A 14774-nucleotide genomic window follows, 5' to 3' on the forward strand; every position below is an offset into this window, starting at 1 on the left:
CATCATGAGCCTAGTCCAGCCCCTGCCTCCTGGCGCCCTCGATATCGTTGGCGATATCCACGGCGAATACGCCGCGCTGGTGCAATTGCTGGGCCATCTGGGCTACGACCTGCAGGGCAATCACCCCGAAGGACGGCGACTGGTGTTTGTCGGCGACTTCTGCGACCGCGGACCGGACAGCCCTTCGGTGCTCGCGCTGGTCGGCGCCATGCTGGCCTCGGGCACGGCCCATGCGGTGCTGGGCAACCACGAAATCAATCTGCTGCGCGAAGATGCCAAGGATGGATCGGGCTGGTTCTTCGACAGCCGCATCGACTCCGATCAGCCCAAGTACGCGCCTTTCGCGCGCATGCCGGCCGAGCAGACTCCCGCCATGCTCGAGCAGCTCGGCCAGTTGCCGATCGCGCTGGAGCGCGAGGATCTGCGCATTGTTCATGCGGCATGGCGGCCCGAGCAGATTGCCATGATTCGCCAGCTGCCCAGCGGCAGCGCACGCGCCGCCTATGACCACTTCGAGACGATTGCCGACGAGCAGGCCATCGCCCAATGCGTGGCCGAGCGCATGCGCCAGGAAGCGCTGAGCTGGCCCTACAGCCTGGAAGACTATCGCCACGAGCCGCCGTTTCTGCCCGCTCACAGCGAGAACGAACTCAACAAGGCCATGGTCAACCCTCTGAAGGTGCTGACGGCCGGCGTGGAACGCGAATGCCGCAATCCCTTCTATGCGGGCGGCAAATGGCGCTTTGTCGAACGCGTGGGCTGGTGGAATGAATATGAGGAAGCGCCTGCCGTCATCGTCGGCCACTACTGGCGCCGCCTGCGCCCGGCCGATGCACCCGCGCACGGCTCGCAGTTTGAAAACCTGTTCGGCGGCACGCCCCCGCTGTCCTGGCACGGTCTGCGCGGCAATGTGTTCTGCGTGGACTACTCGGTGGGTGCCCGCTGGCTGGACCGCCTGCGCGGCGACAACCCCGTGCAGCGCAGCAAGCTCGCCGCCATGCGCTGGCCCGAGCGCGTGCTGGTCTTTGACGACGGCACCCAGGCCGCATCGGAGAATTTCGAGCAGGCTGTGGTGCTAAGGGACTGAGGCTGACCGCCACACCGGCCACGCTGGCCAGGCGGCTCCGCTCCCCAGCCCCTGCGGTCAATCTGCGCTTGAAAGGCGCGCTGCCGATGCCCGAGGCCTGCCTCCCTGGCTATTTGGCGGGCGGCTGCCGCCCATGCTGCACCCACTCCTCAAAGGCCGATCCGTCGGGCAGCACACAGGTGTTCTTGTCGGCGACGGCCCCTTTTTCCGTGCGCAGCACCCCGCCCTGCTTTTTGCAATTGGCTTGCGAAGGATTGCCAAAATTGATGGAAACAGATTGCGCGCAGCCGCTGACTGCCGCAACGACGACCACCATCCCGGCCAAGCTTGAAACATGTTTCATGGGGCCAATGTAGCAAACCCCCGAACGCCGGCACAGGAACATTGGACTTCAGGCCTGCGTCGCCGCACGAGGGATACGGTGGACAGCCTTGTCGGTTTCAGAGAGGGCCAGGCTTGCTATGCTGTCAGTCACTGCGAGAACGATGCCCGCCAGGGGCTCTGCCTGGGTAGCCAGGCTGGTAGCTGGAGGCCTTTTTTAGAGCTAGCCATCCCCTGGAACCCGCATGAAATAAGGAAAGTTGAAGAAGATGAAAATTGCCACCTGGAATGTGAACTCTTTGTCCGTGCGACTGCCGCAGGTACTGGAATGGCTTGCCGCCAACCCTGTCGATGCGCTGGGACTGCAGGAGCTCAAGCTCACCGATGACAAGTTCCCGCACATGGCTTTCCAGGAAGCCGGCTACAAGGCCGTCAGCCATGGACAAAAGACCTATAACGGCGTGGCCTGGATCACGCGCGAGACGGGCCGTGATGTGGTGCGCAACATCCCGGGGCTTGACGACGAGCAGGCACGCATCATTGCCACCACGATTGACTCGCCAGCCGGCGAGGTTCGCCTCATCAACGGCTACTTCGTCAACGGCCAGGAGCCCGGATCGGAAAAATTTGCCTACAAGATGCGCTGGCTGCAGGCGCTGCAAGACTGGGTCAAGGAACAGATGGCCTTGCATCCGCGTTTGGTGCTGGTGGGGGACTTCAACGTGGCCCCCGAAGATCGCGACTCCTACGACCCCGTCGGCCTCAAGGACACGATCCACCATACGGTGCAAGAGCGTGACCATTTCCAGCGCCTGCTGCAGCTGGGCCTGAGCGATGCCTTCCGCATGTTCGAGCAGCCGGAAAAAAGCTACTCCTGGTGGGACTACCGCATGCTGGGCTTTCAGAAGAATCGCGGCCTGCGCATCGACCACATTCTGGTCAGCGAAGCGCTCAGGAGCAAGGTCAGCGCCTGCAGCGTGGACCGCGCTCCGCGCAAGAACAAGCAGCCCAGCGACCATGCTCCCGTGATCGTCACACTGGACTGAAGCCGCACGGCTCAGGCCGCGCCGTGGCTGAGCCACTGCAAGGCCTGCACCTGACCGCGCAGCAGCATCACATGCCGCTTGAGCAGCTTGGCGGCCTTGGCAGGCAGGTCCAGCTGCGCCGAGCGCTCGGCGCATTCCAGCCAGGCCTGCAGACGCCGCAACACATCCAGCCAGGTCACGCCCAGATAGTCAAGCCATGTCTTGCGTACTCGCTCAAGCAGCCCGCTGTCGCTGTCATCCGCGGCCTCGGGTGGCACTTCCACGGCAGGGCCGCCGAGCAGCTCCGCCACCTCGGAGACCAGCTTGTGCGAGTCCTTCGAAAAGCGGCGCAGCGCATCGACCGCCATGCTGGAGTCCGCAGTCGTCAGAAACTGCCTGGAGCTCTGCGCAAAGCGCTGTCCTGCCTGCAGCACCAGGGCAAGGCTGCTCTTCGCCCTCTGGCCCAGCACGACCTCCGCGACAGGCTTGGCCAAGGGGGGAGCGATCGCCCGGCGCCATGCCGCCTTGACGGCAGCCCTGACCTGAGACCAGTCCAGCAGACTGCCCCCGCAATGTGCCGACCAATGCTGGCGCAGCTCCGGCTCCAGGGACTCAAAGCTCCTGGCCGCCTGCCGAGGTCGATAGCAGCCAGCCTGCCAGCCCAGCAGATAGGCAGGATAGTACTGATCGAAGCCACGCCCGGGTACAAAGTAAGGTTCGTACATGTAGCGCTCGTGCCAGAAGGCCTCTTCGGCCTCCGGCATCTGCAGCAAGGGCGACAAGGCGCTCGACCCCGGCTCAGGCGGGAAAGAGATGGATAAGGGCAAGGCAGACAACGCAAACAGTCCAATCAACAAAAAGCCTGTTGATTTTTACCCCTGCGTCATCTGCTCCATGTCGTCAACCGTGATTGCACCATGTAGGACGAATAAAACCCGCGCCGAAAGCGAGTGGGCACTGCGGCGCTTCAGTCGAAGTTTTCGTTCTCCAGCCCCAGCTCCTGCAGCTTGCGGGTGATGGTGTTGCGGCCGATCCCGAGCCGGCTGGCCGCTTCCACACGCCTGCCATGCGTGGCGGCCAGGGCCGTTCGCAGCAGCTGTGCCTCGAACTGGTGGGACAGCTGATCCCAGACGTCATGATGGCCTTGCGACAGCAGCTCCTCGGCCTGCTTGCCCAGCCCCTGCAACCAGCCTCCGGAAGGCGCTGCGGCCTCGGGCGCAGACATCGCCGCAGTCCCGGGCGAGGACAGCGCAAGCGGCTCGGGCGGACTGGTCTTGGACGGCTCCAGGCCCACGCCGGTGCTCAGGGCGCCGGCAAAGATCGCGGCACTGCCCGGTGCCGCGCTGCCCAGCACTTCTGGCGGCAAGTCCTTGAGGGCAATCTGCTGGGCCGGCGCCATGACGGTCAGCCAATGGCAGATGTTCTCCAGCTGGCGCACATTGCCGGGAAAGTTGAAGGCCTGCAGGCGGCTCATGGCGGCCGTGCTCATCCGCTTGGGCTCCACCCCCAGCTGGCGCGCGCTCTGCTGCAGAAAATGCTGGGTCAGCATGGGCACGTCCTCCTTGCGCTCGCGCAGCGCGGGCAGGCGCAGACGGATCACATTCAGACGGTGGAACAAGTCCTCGCGGAAAGCGCCATCCTTGACGCGCAGCTCCAGGTCCTGGTGGGTCGCGGCAATCACGCGGACATGGGCCTTGACGGCCTGGTGTCCGCCCACCCTGTAGAAGTGGCCGTCGGAGAGCACGCGCAGCAGACGCGTCTGCAGCTCGAACGGCATGTCGCCGATCTCATCGAGAAACAGCGTGCCGCCCTCGGCCTGCTCGAAACGCCCCCGGCGCTGGGTCTGCGCGCCGGTAAAGGCACCGCGCTCGTGACCGAACAGTTCGGACTCCAGCAGGTCTTTCGGAATGGCCGCGGTATTGATGGCCACGAACGGTCCGCCGGCAACGGGAGAATGCTTGTGCAGCGCCCGGGCCACCAGCTCCTTGCCGGCACCGGACTCTCCGGTGATCAGCACCGTGACATGACTCTGGCTGAGTCTGCCGATGGCACGGAACACGTCCTGCATGGCCGGGGCCTGGCCCAGCATTTCCGCCTGCACCGGCGCCTGGATATCGGCCACCTCCTCGCGCTGGCTCTCCTCCACGGCACGCCGGATCAGCTCCACCGCCTTGGGGACGTCAAAGGGCTTGGGCAGATACTCGAAGGCTCCGCGCTGGAAGGCCGAGACCGCGCTGTCCAGATCGGAATAGGCGGTCATGATGATCATCGGCAGGCCGGGCTGCTGTGCCCTGACCTGCTCCAGCAGCTCAAGGCCCGAGCCGCCGGGCATGCGGATATCGCTGACCAGCGCCTGAGGAGCCTGACGCTCGGGATCGCTGTTGTCCACATCAGCCAGGGCCTTGAGCACATCGCGCGGCTGGGTAAAGCTGCGAATGGGCCAGCCTTCGCGCCCCAGTGCTTTTTCAAGCACAAAGCGGATGGAAGGGTCGTCGTCCACAATCCAGATTGGCTTCATTCGTGCAACATCCTTCCCTTCTTCTGCATATTGATAATGTCAGGCTTTATGGCAGCGGAATCAGGATCCGGAAATCCGTCCTCCCCGGCTGGCTCTCGCATTCGATCAAGCCATGGTGACGCTGCACAAAGGTCTGAGCCAGCGTCAGCCCCAGGCCGGATCCACCATCTCGGCCCGAGACCAAAGGATAGAAAATTCGCTCCTTGATGGCATCCGGCACGCCTGACCCGTTGTCGATTACATGCAATTCCAGTGCCAATCTGTAGCGCTCACGCCCCAAAGTGACCTGTCTGGCCACACGCGTCCTCAGGATGATCTCGGCATCGCCTTCTGCAATGCGCCGCCCCAGCGCCTGGGCCGCGTTCTGAACGATATTGAGCAGGGCCTGGATCAGCTGCGCGCTGTCGCCTCTGAATTCCGGTATGGAGATGTCATAGTCACGCGTGATCCTCAGTCCCTGGGGATGTTCGACCAGCACCAGTGAACGCACGCGCTCGCAGACCTCGTGGATGTTGACGTCGCCGACCTCGTGGGGGTGGCGATGCGGGGCCAGCAGTCTGTCCACCAGTGCCTGCAGGCGATCGGCCTCGTGAATGATGACCGTGGTGTACTCCAGCAGCTCGGGCATGACCAGATCCATCTGCAGCAGCTGGGCTGCCCCGCGAATGCCGCCCAGCGGATTCTTGATCTCGTGGGCCAGATTGCGAATCAGCTCCTTGTTTGCCTGGGCCTGTTCGCGGATGCGCTCCTCGCGATCCTGGCGGGCCTGCTGTTCCAGCGGCCACATCTCCACCATGACGTGGCCGGCCTTCTCGGCCAGCGAGACGGCAGCGTGAATCGGCAGGGGCTCCTGACCCAGGCGCAGCAGGCTGGCCTCGAAGCGCAGCGCCGCAAAGTCGTTGGAACGGGCTCCGCTGAGCGCCTTGTCCAGCAGGGCTGGCTCGGCAAAGCAGGTGGCGAAGTCACTGCCGACCATGATGCGGCGCGACTGGCCCAGGGCATTTTCCAGCGCCGCATTGACGAAGCGCACCATGCCGTACTCGTCAAGCACGGCAATCAAGGTGCAAAGCCAGTCCAGCGACTGGTAGCCATGACCGTTGGCCTGATCCGGATCAGGCGTGGAGATATCGGGAATCGGGGCTGCAGTGGAACTCATGCGATTGACCAAAAATGACCAGCCCCAGGGGGCGGATTAGTTGACCGCAGGCAGCCGGTCCAGCTCTCGCTTGATGCCTGCGATATCACTTTCCTGGCGGGTGATATCGGCCTTGAGCTTGGCCACCCGCTCCGGGTAGCCCTGAGGATTGCGCAGCTCCAGCGCAGTACGCACGGGATTGCCATCGTTGTACTCCGCCTTGAGCTCGGCCAGTCTGGCCTGGGCCTTGTTCAGCTCGCCTTGCAAAATCGCGCGGGCATCGGAGTCGCGCGCCTTCTGCGCTGCACTGTCGGCGCGGGCAGGGGCCGCCTGGCTCGATGCAGAGCTGCCTGCCGGCCTGGGATTGGCCGGCGCCGCACCGGCATTGCCGCCCGAGGGACGGGTGCCGTGAATCACCGTCACGCCACTGCCATCGACCGGCTTGCACCCCTTGGCCTTGGCCTGCGAAACATTGTTGGTGTACTCATTGCCGCAGCGGTAGATCACATCCTGGGCAGAAACCAGCCCGGATGCAAGACACAGCAACGACAACACATAAATCTTCTTCATTCGGTCCTCTCAGGCAGACGGCGGCCGCAAGTCCGCAATACCCTGAGTATCGCTCCAAGCCTGCAGCTTTTATTGACTACTTGACCGCCACCAACCCGTTTGGTTCCTTTGCTGCCATGTCCGGCGCAGCGCCCGTGCAATAAAAAAGGCGGCTTGCGCCGCCTTTGAGAACCTCTGCTTTACAGCGAGAAGTACATATCGTATTCGACAGGGTGCACCGACTGGCGATAGCGAGTCACTTCGGTCATCTTCAGCTCGATGTAGGCATCCAGCATGCTGTCGGAGAACACACCGCCCTTGGTCAGGAACGCACGGTCGGCGTCCAGGGCTTCCAGAGCCTGATCCAGGCTGTGGCAGACGGTAGGCACCAGCTTGTCTTCCTCGGGAGGCAGATGGTAGAGATCCTTGGTCGCGGCTTCGCCGGGATGGATCTTGTTTTCCACGCCGTCCAGACCGGCCATCAGCAGGGCTGCGAAACCCAGGTAGGGGTTCATCAGAGGATCGGGGAAGCGGGCTTCCACGCGACGTGCCTTGGGGTTGCTGACGTAAGGAATACGGATGGAAGCGGAGCGGTTCTTGGCCGAGTAAGCCAGCTTCACGGGCGCTTCGAAGCCGGGAACCAGACGCTTGTAGCTGTTGGTGCCGGGGTTGGTGATGGCGTTCAGGGCACGAGCGTGCTTGATGATGCCGCCGATGTAGTACAGGGCGAAGTCGGACAGACCTGCATAGCCGTCGCCGGCGAACAGGTTCTTGCCATCCTTCCACACGGACTGGTGCACGTGCATGCCGGAGCCGTTATCGCCAGCATAGGGCTTGGGCATGAAGGTTGCCGTCTTGCCGTAGGTGTTGGCCACGTTCCAGATGATGTACTTCTGCAGCTGCGTCCAGTCGGCACGCTCGACCAGGGTCGAGAAGCGTGTGCCGATTTCGTTCTGACCGGCACCGGCCACTTCGTGGTGGAACACTTCGACGGGGATGCCGACGGCTTCCAGCAGCAGCGACATCTCTGCGCGCATGTCCTGGGTGCTGTCAACGGGAGGCACGGGGAAGTAGCCACCCTTGACGCGAGGACGGTGACCGCGGTTGCCGCTCTCGAACTTGGTGCCGGTGTTCCAGGGAGCCTCGTATTCCTCGATTTCGAAGAAGGGGTTGTGAGGCTCGGTGCCCCAGCGCACGCCGTCGAAGATGAAGAATTCGGGTTCGGGACCGAAGTAGGCAGTATCGCCCAGGCCGGAAGCCTTCAGATAGGCTTCTGCGCGCTTGGCGATGGAGCGGGGATCGCGGTCGTAGGCCTTGCCGTCACCGGGTTCGATCACGTCGCACTGCAGAATCAGGGTGGTCTCTTCGAAGAAGGGATCGATGTTGGCAGTGTTTGGATCGGGAACCAGCTGCATGTCCGAGGCTTCGATACCTTTCCAGCCGGCAACGGAAGAACCGTCGAAAGCATGGCCCGAGGCGAACTTGTCCTCGTCGAAGTGCGACACGGGCACGGTCACGTGCTGTTCCTTGCCGCGGGTATCGGTAAAGCGCAGGTCCACGAACTTGACCTCGTTATCCTGCACCATCTGCATCACGTCTGCAACGGTCTTCGCCATTAGATCTCTCCTGCCAACTTGGCTGATCAAATAAAGAATGAATAGTATCTAGCAGTTTGCGTGCCAACTCTGCTTCAGCACCTCATCCCAGCATCCGTGCACTGAAATCGAGCTCTTGCAGCAAGCTACTCGCCACAAGACATAAGCATTTAGCAGAGCCGCATCGGCAAACTGCACCAAACCGACGCGCATTGTCTCACTGCCGGCACGCATTTCCCAGATGCACCATCTTGGTGAAAATAAACGCACCAATGTGGTGCATTTCATGAGCAGGGTTGTTTTTGGTGCACGGGGCACGATTGGCCCGGCGGCAAGCGCTCTCAGCGAGCAACCGAAGCGGCATCATCTGCACCAGGTGCGAACGGTACCTGGGGATCGGCAGTACTCGGCATGGTTTGCGCCCTCATCTGCTCCAGCGCCGCCAGACAGAAGTGAGCGAACCACAGCGCAGAGAAGGCAAACACCAGCGCATAGATCCAGATGGCAATGGGCACCAGAATCCAGAAAGCAGCCAGAAACAGCAGCCCGGAAATCCAGACCACACCGGGCGCTGCGCCCAGATAGCCGCAGATCACCCCCATGAGAATGAGCGACATGCGGTGGCGGGCAAACAGGGCCCGGCGCTCATCCTTGCTGGCATGCTCGGACAAGGCATCAAACGCCATGACCCGGTAAGTGAGCCAACCCCAGATCAAGGGTGCGACCACCAGCATTAGCGGCGGAAACACCCATAGCGGCAGGGTGACGAAAAGGGCCAGCAGCGCAATCAGCGTGGAGCCGCCCGACCAGAGCAGGCTGGCGACGGTGGAGCCGCCATGCTTTTTCTCCAGCCCGGCAAAGCGCTTCTCGGCCACCAGTTGCGTCAGCACGGGCGCCATGAACAGGCCCACCAGCAGCAAAACAAGCACCACGAGAACCGGCGTGGCCCCCAGCACCACAAACATGGAGGCCACCACCTCCGAGGCATAGCCCACGCCACGCTCCTGCAGCCACAGCCACAGGGAGTGCAGCCAGCCCACCCCATCCAGCAGGCTTTGCACCTTGAGGACCGCATCGGCCCAGAAGAAGTAGCCCAGAAGCCAGGCCATCAAGGCCATGGCCAGCAGCGGCAAGAGTGACCAGACAATGACCCGCTTATGCAGGCAATACGCCAAGGCACGCCAAAAAGAGTCGAGTAGCAAGCTCATGCTGGCAAGCATACTCAAGGATTGGCTTATGCGCGACCCATCAGTCGTAGGACAGCCAGCCACTGTTGCGCCCAGAAGCCGCGGCCATAGTCGCGCAGCTGCCCTTTCGCATTGGCCTGCACCTGATCGCGAATGCCCGTAGGGTCATAGCGCAGATCGAAATTGGCCGTACCGAACAACATGTCCCACCAGGGCAGGAGCACGCCAAAGTTGTTGCCGTGGACCTTTTGGTTGCGCACCGGCGCCATGGGCTCGTGACCGATACCGATGGCGTGATGGCGGCGATGAAAGCGCGGGCTGATCCACAGGCGCTCGCCCAGCTGGCCAAACCAGATGCGCACATTGGCGTGCTGAAAGCTCTCGCTGAGCTGGGTCAGGGCCACGATGGCCACGAACTGCCCGGGAGCCACGCCGATCAGCTGCGCCACCAGCACGATGATGGCGTCATGGATCACATCGTCGAGCAGGTGATTGCGGTTGTCGCTCCACACTGTCATCTGACGTTGCGAGTGGTGCACGGCATGCAGCTTCCACCACCAGGTAAAGCCGTGCTGGCCGCGATGAATCCAGTACTCGACCAGATCGAAGACGACCAGATACATCAGCAGGCTGACCCAGGCGTTGTCCGTCACGCCCGGCCAGATGTCGTCAAGGTGAAAGCCCGGCAAGCCCCAGACATGAAGCGTACCCAAAAGGGAATCCCACAGTGGATCAATCGTGAAGAACAGGGCCAGCCGGAAAAGTCCCAGCCGATGAATCAGCGTATAGAGGATGTCCACACGGATCGCCTGGCGGTCGACCACGGGCTCGACCGGCCTCCAGCGCTGCAGCGGCACGATCACCGCGACCATGACGGCAATCTGCAGCAAGCCCACCAGCAGCCAGCCTGTGGCGGTATAGCCATCCTCCAGCAGATTCGCCATGCCGAAATGAAACAGAAAAGGCTGCACCACGCCTTCAAACAAGCGTTGCTGCGCCTCTCCAAAAATCTGTACCAACCAATCCACGACTCACTCCTCTTGCAGCACTCGGCGCTGCTGCGCGATCCAGCCCTGATACACCGGGTGCTCGGCCAGCGTACGGAAGCAAAAACCCCTGTCCAGCAAGCCCAGAATCAAGGGCTCCAGCACCGCCGGAGCCCATGGATCCTGACGCGACCAGATCCCCAGGTGCGCCAGCAAGATATCGCCGCTGCCTATGTTTTTGAGTGCCTGGGCCAGCAAGCGTTCATTCGGATATTTGTCGCTGGGCAGCTCGTCGCCCAGAAAGCCCGCCGGCGCCCAGCCCACATGCTGAAAACCGCCCTGCCGGGCCGCAGCAATCAACGCCGGCGATGTCTTGCCACCCGGCGCACGATAGAGCGGCAAGGTCTTGCGGCCCGTGATCTGGGCCAGCCGCTGGGCGGAGCGCGCAATCTCCTGCCGGTACTCTTCGGCAGACACCACATAGGTCTGACCAGCCCTGGGACCGGCCGAGGGCCTGACCCTGAAATGCGTGACCTGCCCGCTGGCCTTGTCGCGAATATCGGCCAGCCAGTACATATGGTCAAAGGTATGGGACGCGAGCTGGTGACCTTCGTCGGCACGCGCCTTCCACCAGGGTGCCCAGAAGTCGCCCAGACTGCTGCCCCCCTCTTTCGTGTCCTCATTGGCCGCAAAGAAGGTGACGGGAACCTTGTGCTTCTGCAGCACCTGGGCGACCCACTGGGCTATGCCCATGTGCCCAGTGTCAAAAGTCAGGTAAACCGCCTTGGAGCATGTACCTGAAGCTATCTTTTTTGAAACTTCGGAAGCGAAGGCAGGAACGGCAGACAGGCCGCCGGCCAGCGAGCCGAGCATGAAACAACGTCTTTGCATCCACCCTCCTTGAGGTGGTCAACACGAACACCGGGCATCCCGGCCACTCCGGTGCGGCCGGGACAGGCGCTTCAACGCGCAGCGTGGGACAGCGTCCAGACCCCGTGGGGCGACTTGCCCACATTGACCTGATTGACCACCTTCTTCTCTAGCGTGTCGATCACCGACAGCTTGCGTGCCCAGCGCGAGGCCACAAAGATGTAGCGACCGTCGGCCGACACATCCATGCAGTCAGGGCCGCCCGGTGCCGGGTAGTTGGCCACAACCTGGCTGCTGAGCATATCGATCTTGCTGATGGTATTGGCCACGCGGTTACTCACGTACAGGTGGCGATCATCGCCGGCAGCGCGGAAGGCGTGTGCACCGGCAGCCGTCTTGATCTGGCCCAGGCTGCGGGGCTCGGCGCCGGTGATGTCGAACACCTCGACGCCATCGCCGCCGGTCAGGCCGACAAACAGCTTCTTGCCGTCAGGGCTGCCGTAGACGTCCGCAGGCATGGGGCCGGTGGGCACGCGAGCCTTGATGGTCTGGGTGGCGATATCGATGGCCACCAGGGCATCGCTGTCCTGCATGGTGGAGTACAGCGTCTTGCTCTGCGCGTCGATGAACAGATGGCTGGGCGTCTTGCCGGTGGAGACACGCTTGACCAGTGTCGGCGTCTGCGTGGCCGCGTCCCAGCGGTAAAAATCGATGTGGTTGAGGCGGTTGGCTGCCGTGACGAACCACTTCATGTCCGGCGAAAAGCGCAGATGGTACGGATCCACGATGTCGCGGATCACGCGCTGCACGGCACCCGTGCGCGGATCCACCAGGGTCAGCGAATCGCCCAGTGCATTGGCCACCACCAGCGACCTCTCGTCCGGCGTCAGGTACAGGTGATGAGGCTCCTTGCCCGTTGGAATGCGCGACTGCTCCTTCCAGCTGAGCGGATCGATCACGCTGATGGACGCATCCAGGGAGTTCAGCACAAAGATGGGCGTGGGGCCTTGCACGGCACGCGCTGCCTGTGCCGGCTTGACGGCAGCAGGCGACGCAGGCGCAGCGCTGCTTGCAAGCGGCGCTGCGGGCGTGGCTGTCGGAGCGACCGCAGAAGCGGCAGCGGCCGCCGGTGCAGCTGCCTTGGCAGACTTGAAACCGGGCAATGCCGAAGCCCCCAACCATGCCGCGGCGCCCACACCCACGACCAATGCCACAGCAGCGCCAGTGCGCCCAATAGAAAGACGTCCCACAACCACCACCTTCTCAGAATCCATGCAGTGTAGCTGCGCCAATGCAGCCGCTGCCAACACAAGCCTTCTGGTTTACAAAGCTTGCTGAAATGCCACGCGAACCTTGCCTGACCGGCGCAGGCCGCATCATGACAACAATTCAAAAACAGGAGCAGTTAGCGCCTGTTTTTCTTACGATACAGCTTTAAAAAAACCTGAAATCGTTGGAATAAAGGCACATGCTGCTCATCTATTGATGAACATCACTGCTCTATAAAAAAAGGAGCCCCAAACGGGGCTCCTTTGCCAACATCGGTGCCAGGTCCTCAGACCTTCCACTTCTCCGCCAGCTTTTCAGGATTCAGCGTGTCATAGCCTTCGAAAGGCTGGTGAATCCAGGGATTGGTGCCCAGGAAGTCCACCGAGTAGTCGGGCTCGAAGGTCGACACGCCCTTAGTCCAGATCACGGCGCTGCGCAGCTCCGTAATCGGTGCGTAGTTGGTCTTGAGCATGGCGATCACGGCCTTGAGCGTGGCGCCCGAGTCCGCCAGATCGTCCACCAGCAGAACGCGGCCGGAAATATCGCCCTTGGGCGTGGCGATGAAACGACCGATGTCCAGATGGCCCTGCACCGTGCCGGCCTCGGCGCGGTAGGAGCTGGTGGACATGATGGCCAGAGGCTTGTCGAAAATGCGGCTCAGGATGTCGCCGGGACGCAGACCACCGCGTGCCAGGCACAGGATGGTGTCGAATTCCCAGCCAGACTGGTGGATCTTGATGGCGAGCTTTTCGATGAGACCGTGGTACTCGTCGTAGCTCACATACAGGTGCTTACCGTCTTCTGTCAGCATGGGCACAGTTCCTTTGAAAGTTCAGTAAAACCCAGCCCGATCAGGCGGCGCTGTACGGGTTGTGCATCAGGATGGTGTGATCGCGGTCGGGGCTGGTGGACACCATGGCGATGGGCACACCGGTCACTTCGGCGATACGGTCCAGATAGCGGCGGGCATTCACGGGCAGCTTGTCGTAATCGGTCACACCCACGGTGGAGTCGGTCCAGCCGGGAATGGATTCGTAGATCGGCTTGCAGCGCTCGATATCGTCCGCCCCCAGAGGCAGCAGGTCGATCGTCTCGCCGTCGAGTTCGTAGCCCACGCACAGTTGCAGCTCTTCGATGCCGTCGAGCACGTCCAGCTTGGTGATGCACAGGCCGGACAGACCATTGATCTGGGCCGAGCGCTTGAGCAGCGCAGCATCAAACCAGCCGCAGCGGCGCGAACGGCCGGTGGTCACGCCCTTTTCGGCGCCCACGGTGGACATGACCCAGCCGGGAGTGCCTTCCTTTTCCCATTCCAGCTCGGTAGGGAAAGGACCGCCGCCCACACGGGTGCAGTAGGCCTTGGTGATGCCCAGGATGTAGTGCAGCAGACCAGGGCCCACGCCGGCGCCTGCGGCGGCATTGCCGGCCACGCAGTTGGACGATGTGACATAGGGGTAGGTGCCGTGATCCACGTCCAGCAGCGTGCCTTGCGCGCCTTCGAACAGCAGGTTGCCGCCTTCGGCGTGCACCGCGTTGAGCTCGCGCGAGACATCGGCAATCATGGGCCCCAGCAGCTCGGCATGACGCATGGCTTCTTCGTACACGGCGTCGAACTGCACTTCGCCGTCCTTCATGTAGGGAGCCAGGCCAGCGCCGAAGTCGAAGTTCTTGGAACCCAGCACATTCACCAGAATGTGGTTGTGCAGGCTCAGCAGCTCGCGCAGCTTGGTGGCAAAGCGCTCGGGGTGCTTCAGATCCTGCACGCGCAGGGCGCGGCGGGCGATCTTGTCTTCGTAGGAAGGGCCAATGCCCTTGCCGGTGGTGCCGATCTTCTGCACGCCACCCTTTTCACGGGCCGCTTCACGGGCCACGTCCAGAGCCTGGTGGAAAGGCAGGATCAGCGGGCAGGCTTCGGACACGCGCAGGCGGTCACGCACTTGCACGCCGGCCTTCTCCAGGCCTTCGATTTCTTCAAACAGCTTGCCCACGGAGAGCACCACACCGTTGCCGATGTAACACTTCACGCCGGGGCGCATGATGCCGCTGGGAATCAGGTGCAGAGCCGTCTTCACGCCGTTGATGACCAGTGTGTGACCCGCGTTGTGGCCGCCCTGGAAACGCACGACGCCGTTGGCGCTTTCGGTCAGCCAGTCGACCAGCTTGCCCTTGCCCTCGTCACCCCACTGGGTGCCGACGACGACCACATTGCGACCTTTGGATGTATTCATATTC

At 62.5% G+C, this 14774-nt stretch carries 14 protein-coding genes; 2 read left to right on the forward strand and 12 right to left on the reverse strand.

The window, feature by feature from the left end; translation table 11 throughout:
* The first annotated feature begins 4 nt into the window (after positions 1–4).
* The gene (locus tag O987_RS18685; protein WP_003053352.1) at positions 5–1087 is read left to right on the forward strand and encodes a metallophosphoesterase; all 1083 of its coding nucleotides are present in this window, start codon (positions 5–7) and stop codon (positions 1085–1087) included.
* A 109-nt stretch (positions 1088–1196) separates the two neighbouring features.
* Here the strand turns inward: O987_RS18685 and O987_RS18690 are convergent, their stop codons facing one another.
* Positions 1197–1403, reverse strand: a complete 207-nt coding sequence (locus O987_RS18690) for a DUF333 domain-containing protein (RefSeq protein ID WP_043373983.1) — start codon at positions 1401–1403, stop codon at positions 1197–1199.
* 274 nt (positions 1404–1677) lie between these two features.
* Here O987_RS18690 and xth point away from each other — a divergent pair, with 274 nt between their 5' ends.
* Positions 1678–2454 carry an exodeoxyribonuclease III gene (xth, locus tag O987_RS18695; RefSeq protein WP_043376652.1) on the forward strand — a complete coding sequence of 259 codons (777 nt, stop codon included), beginning with the start codon at positions 1678–1680 and terminating at the stop codon, positions 2452–2454.
* Positions 2455–2465: 11 nt separating this feature from the next.
* On the opposite strand, the gene O987_RS18700 is transcribed toward xth, so the two are convergent.
* The 11 genes from O987_RS18700 to O987_RS18750 all read right to left on the reverse strand — a co-directional run bounded on the left by O987_RS18700 (position 2466) and on the right by O987_RS18750 (position 14770).
* Positions 2466–3215, reverse strand: coding sequence for a hypothetical protein (locus tag O987_RS18700; protein ID WP_235214180.1), 750 nt, complete (start codon positions 3213–3215; stop codon positions 2466–2468).
* A gap of 185 nt (positions 3216–3400) precedes the next feature.
* Complete coding sequence (ntrC, locus tag O987_RS18705) at positions 3401–4951, reverse strand: nitrogen regulation protein NR(I) (protein ID WP_043373985.1); 1551 nt, start codon at positions 4949–4951, stop codon at positions 3401–3403.
* 46 nt (positions 4952–4997) lie between these two features.
* Positions 4998–6107: a nitrogen regulation protein NR(II) gene (gene glnL, locus O987_RS18710; RefSeq protein WP_003053347.1), complete on the reverse strand. Its 1110-nt coding sequence runs from the start codon at positions 6105–6107 to the stop codon at positions 4998–5000.
* A gap of 36 nt (positions 6108–6143) precedes the next feature.
* The gene (locus tag O987_RS18715; RefSeq protein ID WP_043373987.1) at positions 6144–6656 is read right to left on the reverse strand and encodes a hypothetical protein; all 513 of its coding nucleotides are present in this window, start codon (positions 6654–6656) and stop codon (positions 6144–6146) included.
* 179 nt (positions 6657–6835) lie between these two features.
* Complete coding sequence (gene glnA / locus O987_RS18720) at positions 6836–8251, reverse strand: type I glutamate--ammonia ligase (RefSeq protein WP_003053345.1); 1416 nt, start codon at positions 8249–8251, stop codon at positions 6836–6838.
* Between the two features lie 320 nt (positions 8252–8571).
* Positions 8572–9450 (reverse strand): EI24 domain-containing protein, encoded by an 879-nt coding sequence (locus tag O987_RS18725; protein WP_003053344.1) that lies wholly within the window; start codon positions 9448–9450, stop codon positions 8572–8574.
* Between the two features lie 14 nt (positions 9451–9464).
* Complete coding sequence (locus tag O987_RS18730; RefSeq protein ID WP_043373991.1) at positions 9465–10445, reverse strand: sterol desaturase family protein; 981 nt, start codon at positions 10443–10445, stop codon at positions 9465–9467.
* A gap of 3 nt (positions 10446–10448) precedes the next feature.
* Positions 10449–11294: a polysaccharide deacetylase family protein gene (locus O987_RS18735; protein WP_043373993.1), complete on the reverse strand. Its 846-nt coding sequence runs from the start codon at positions 11292–11294 to the stop codon at positions 10449–10451.
* A 71-nt stretch (positions 11295–11365) separates the two neighbouring features.
* Positions 11366–12547, reverse strand: coding sequence for a YncE family protein (locus tag O987_RS18740; protein WP_003053338.1), 1182 nt, complete (start codon positions 12545–12547; stop codon positions 11366–11368).
* 281 nt (positions 12548–12828) lie between these two features.
* Positions 12829–13353, reverse strand: a complete 525-nt coding sequence (locus tag O987_RS18745) for a phosphoribosyltransferase (protein WP_003053337.1) — start codon at positions 13351–13353, stop codon at positions 12829–12831.
* A 40-nt stretch (positions 13354–13393) separates the two neighbouring features.
* The gene (locus tag O987_RS18750; protein WP_003053336.1) at positions 13394–14770 is read right to left on the reverse strand and encodes an adenylosuccinate synthase; all 1377 of its coding nucleotides are present in this window, start codon (positions 14768–14770) and stop codon (positions 13394–13396) included.
* Positions 14771–14774 lie beyond the last annotated feature (4 nt).

The sequence above is a fragment of the Comamonas testosteroni TK102 genome (assembly GCF_000739375.1).
Taxonomy (GTDB): domain Bacteria; phylum Pseudomonadota; class Gammaproteobacteria; order Burkholderiales; family Burkholderiaceae_C; genus Comamonas; species Comamonas brasiliensis.

Excerpts from the sequence above, each read along its gene's own strand:
- O987_RS18685 (WP_003053352.1), top strand. The coding sequence starts at position 5 with ATGAGCCTAGTCCAGCCCCTGCCTCCTGGCGCCCTCGATATCGTTGGC.
- O987_RS18690 (WP_043373983.1), bottom strand. The coding sequence starts at position 1,403 with ATGGTGGTCGTCGTTGCGGCAGTCAGCGGCTGCGCGCAATCTGTTTCC.
- xth (WP_043376652.1), top strand. The coding sequence starts at position 1,678 with ATGAAAATTGCCACCTGGAATGTGAACTCTTTGTCCGTGCGACTGCCG.
- ntrC (WP_043373985.1), bottom strand. The coding sequence starts at position 4,951 with ATGAAGCCAATCTGGATTGTGGACGACGACCCTTCCATCCGCTTTGTG.
- glnL (WP_003053347.1), bottom strand. The coding sequence starts at position 6,107 with ATGAGTTCCACTGCAGCCCCGATTCCCGATATCTCCACGCCTGATCCG.
- O987_RS18715 (WP_043373987.1), bottom strand. The coding sequence starts at position 6,656 with ATGAAGAAGATTTATGTGTTGTCGTTGCTGTGTCTTGCATCCGGGCTG.
- glnA (WP_003053345.1), bottom strand. The coding sequence starts at position 8,251 with ATGGCGAAGACCGTTGCAGACGTGATGCAGATGGTGCAGGATAACGAG.
- O987_RS18725 (WP_003053344.1), bottom strand. The coding sequence starts at position 9,450 with ATGCTTGCCAGCATGAGCTTGCTACTCGACTCTTTTTGGCGTGCCTTG.
- O987_RS18735 (WP_043373993.1), bottom strand. The coding sequence starts at position 11,294 with ATGCAAAGACGTTGTTTCATGCTCGGCTCGCTGGCCGGCGGCCTGTCT.
- O987_RS18740 (WP_003053338.1), bottom strand. The coding sequence starts at position 12,547 with ATGGATTCTGAGAAGGTGGTGGTTGTGGGACGTCTTTCTATTGGGCGC.
- O987_RS18745 (WP_003053337.1), bottom strand. The coding sequence starts at position 13,353 with ATGCTGACAGAAGACGGTAAGCACCTGTATGTGAGCTACGACGAGTAC.
- O987_RS18750 (WP_003053336.1), bottom strand. The coding sequence starts at position 14,770 with ATGAATACATCCAAAGGTCGCAATGTGGTCGTCGTCGGCACCCAGTGG.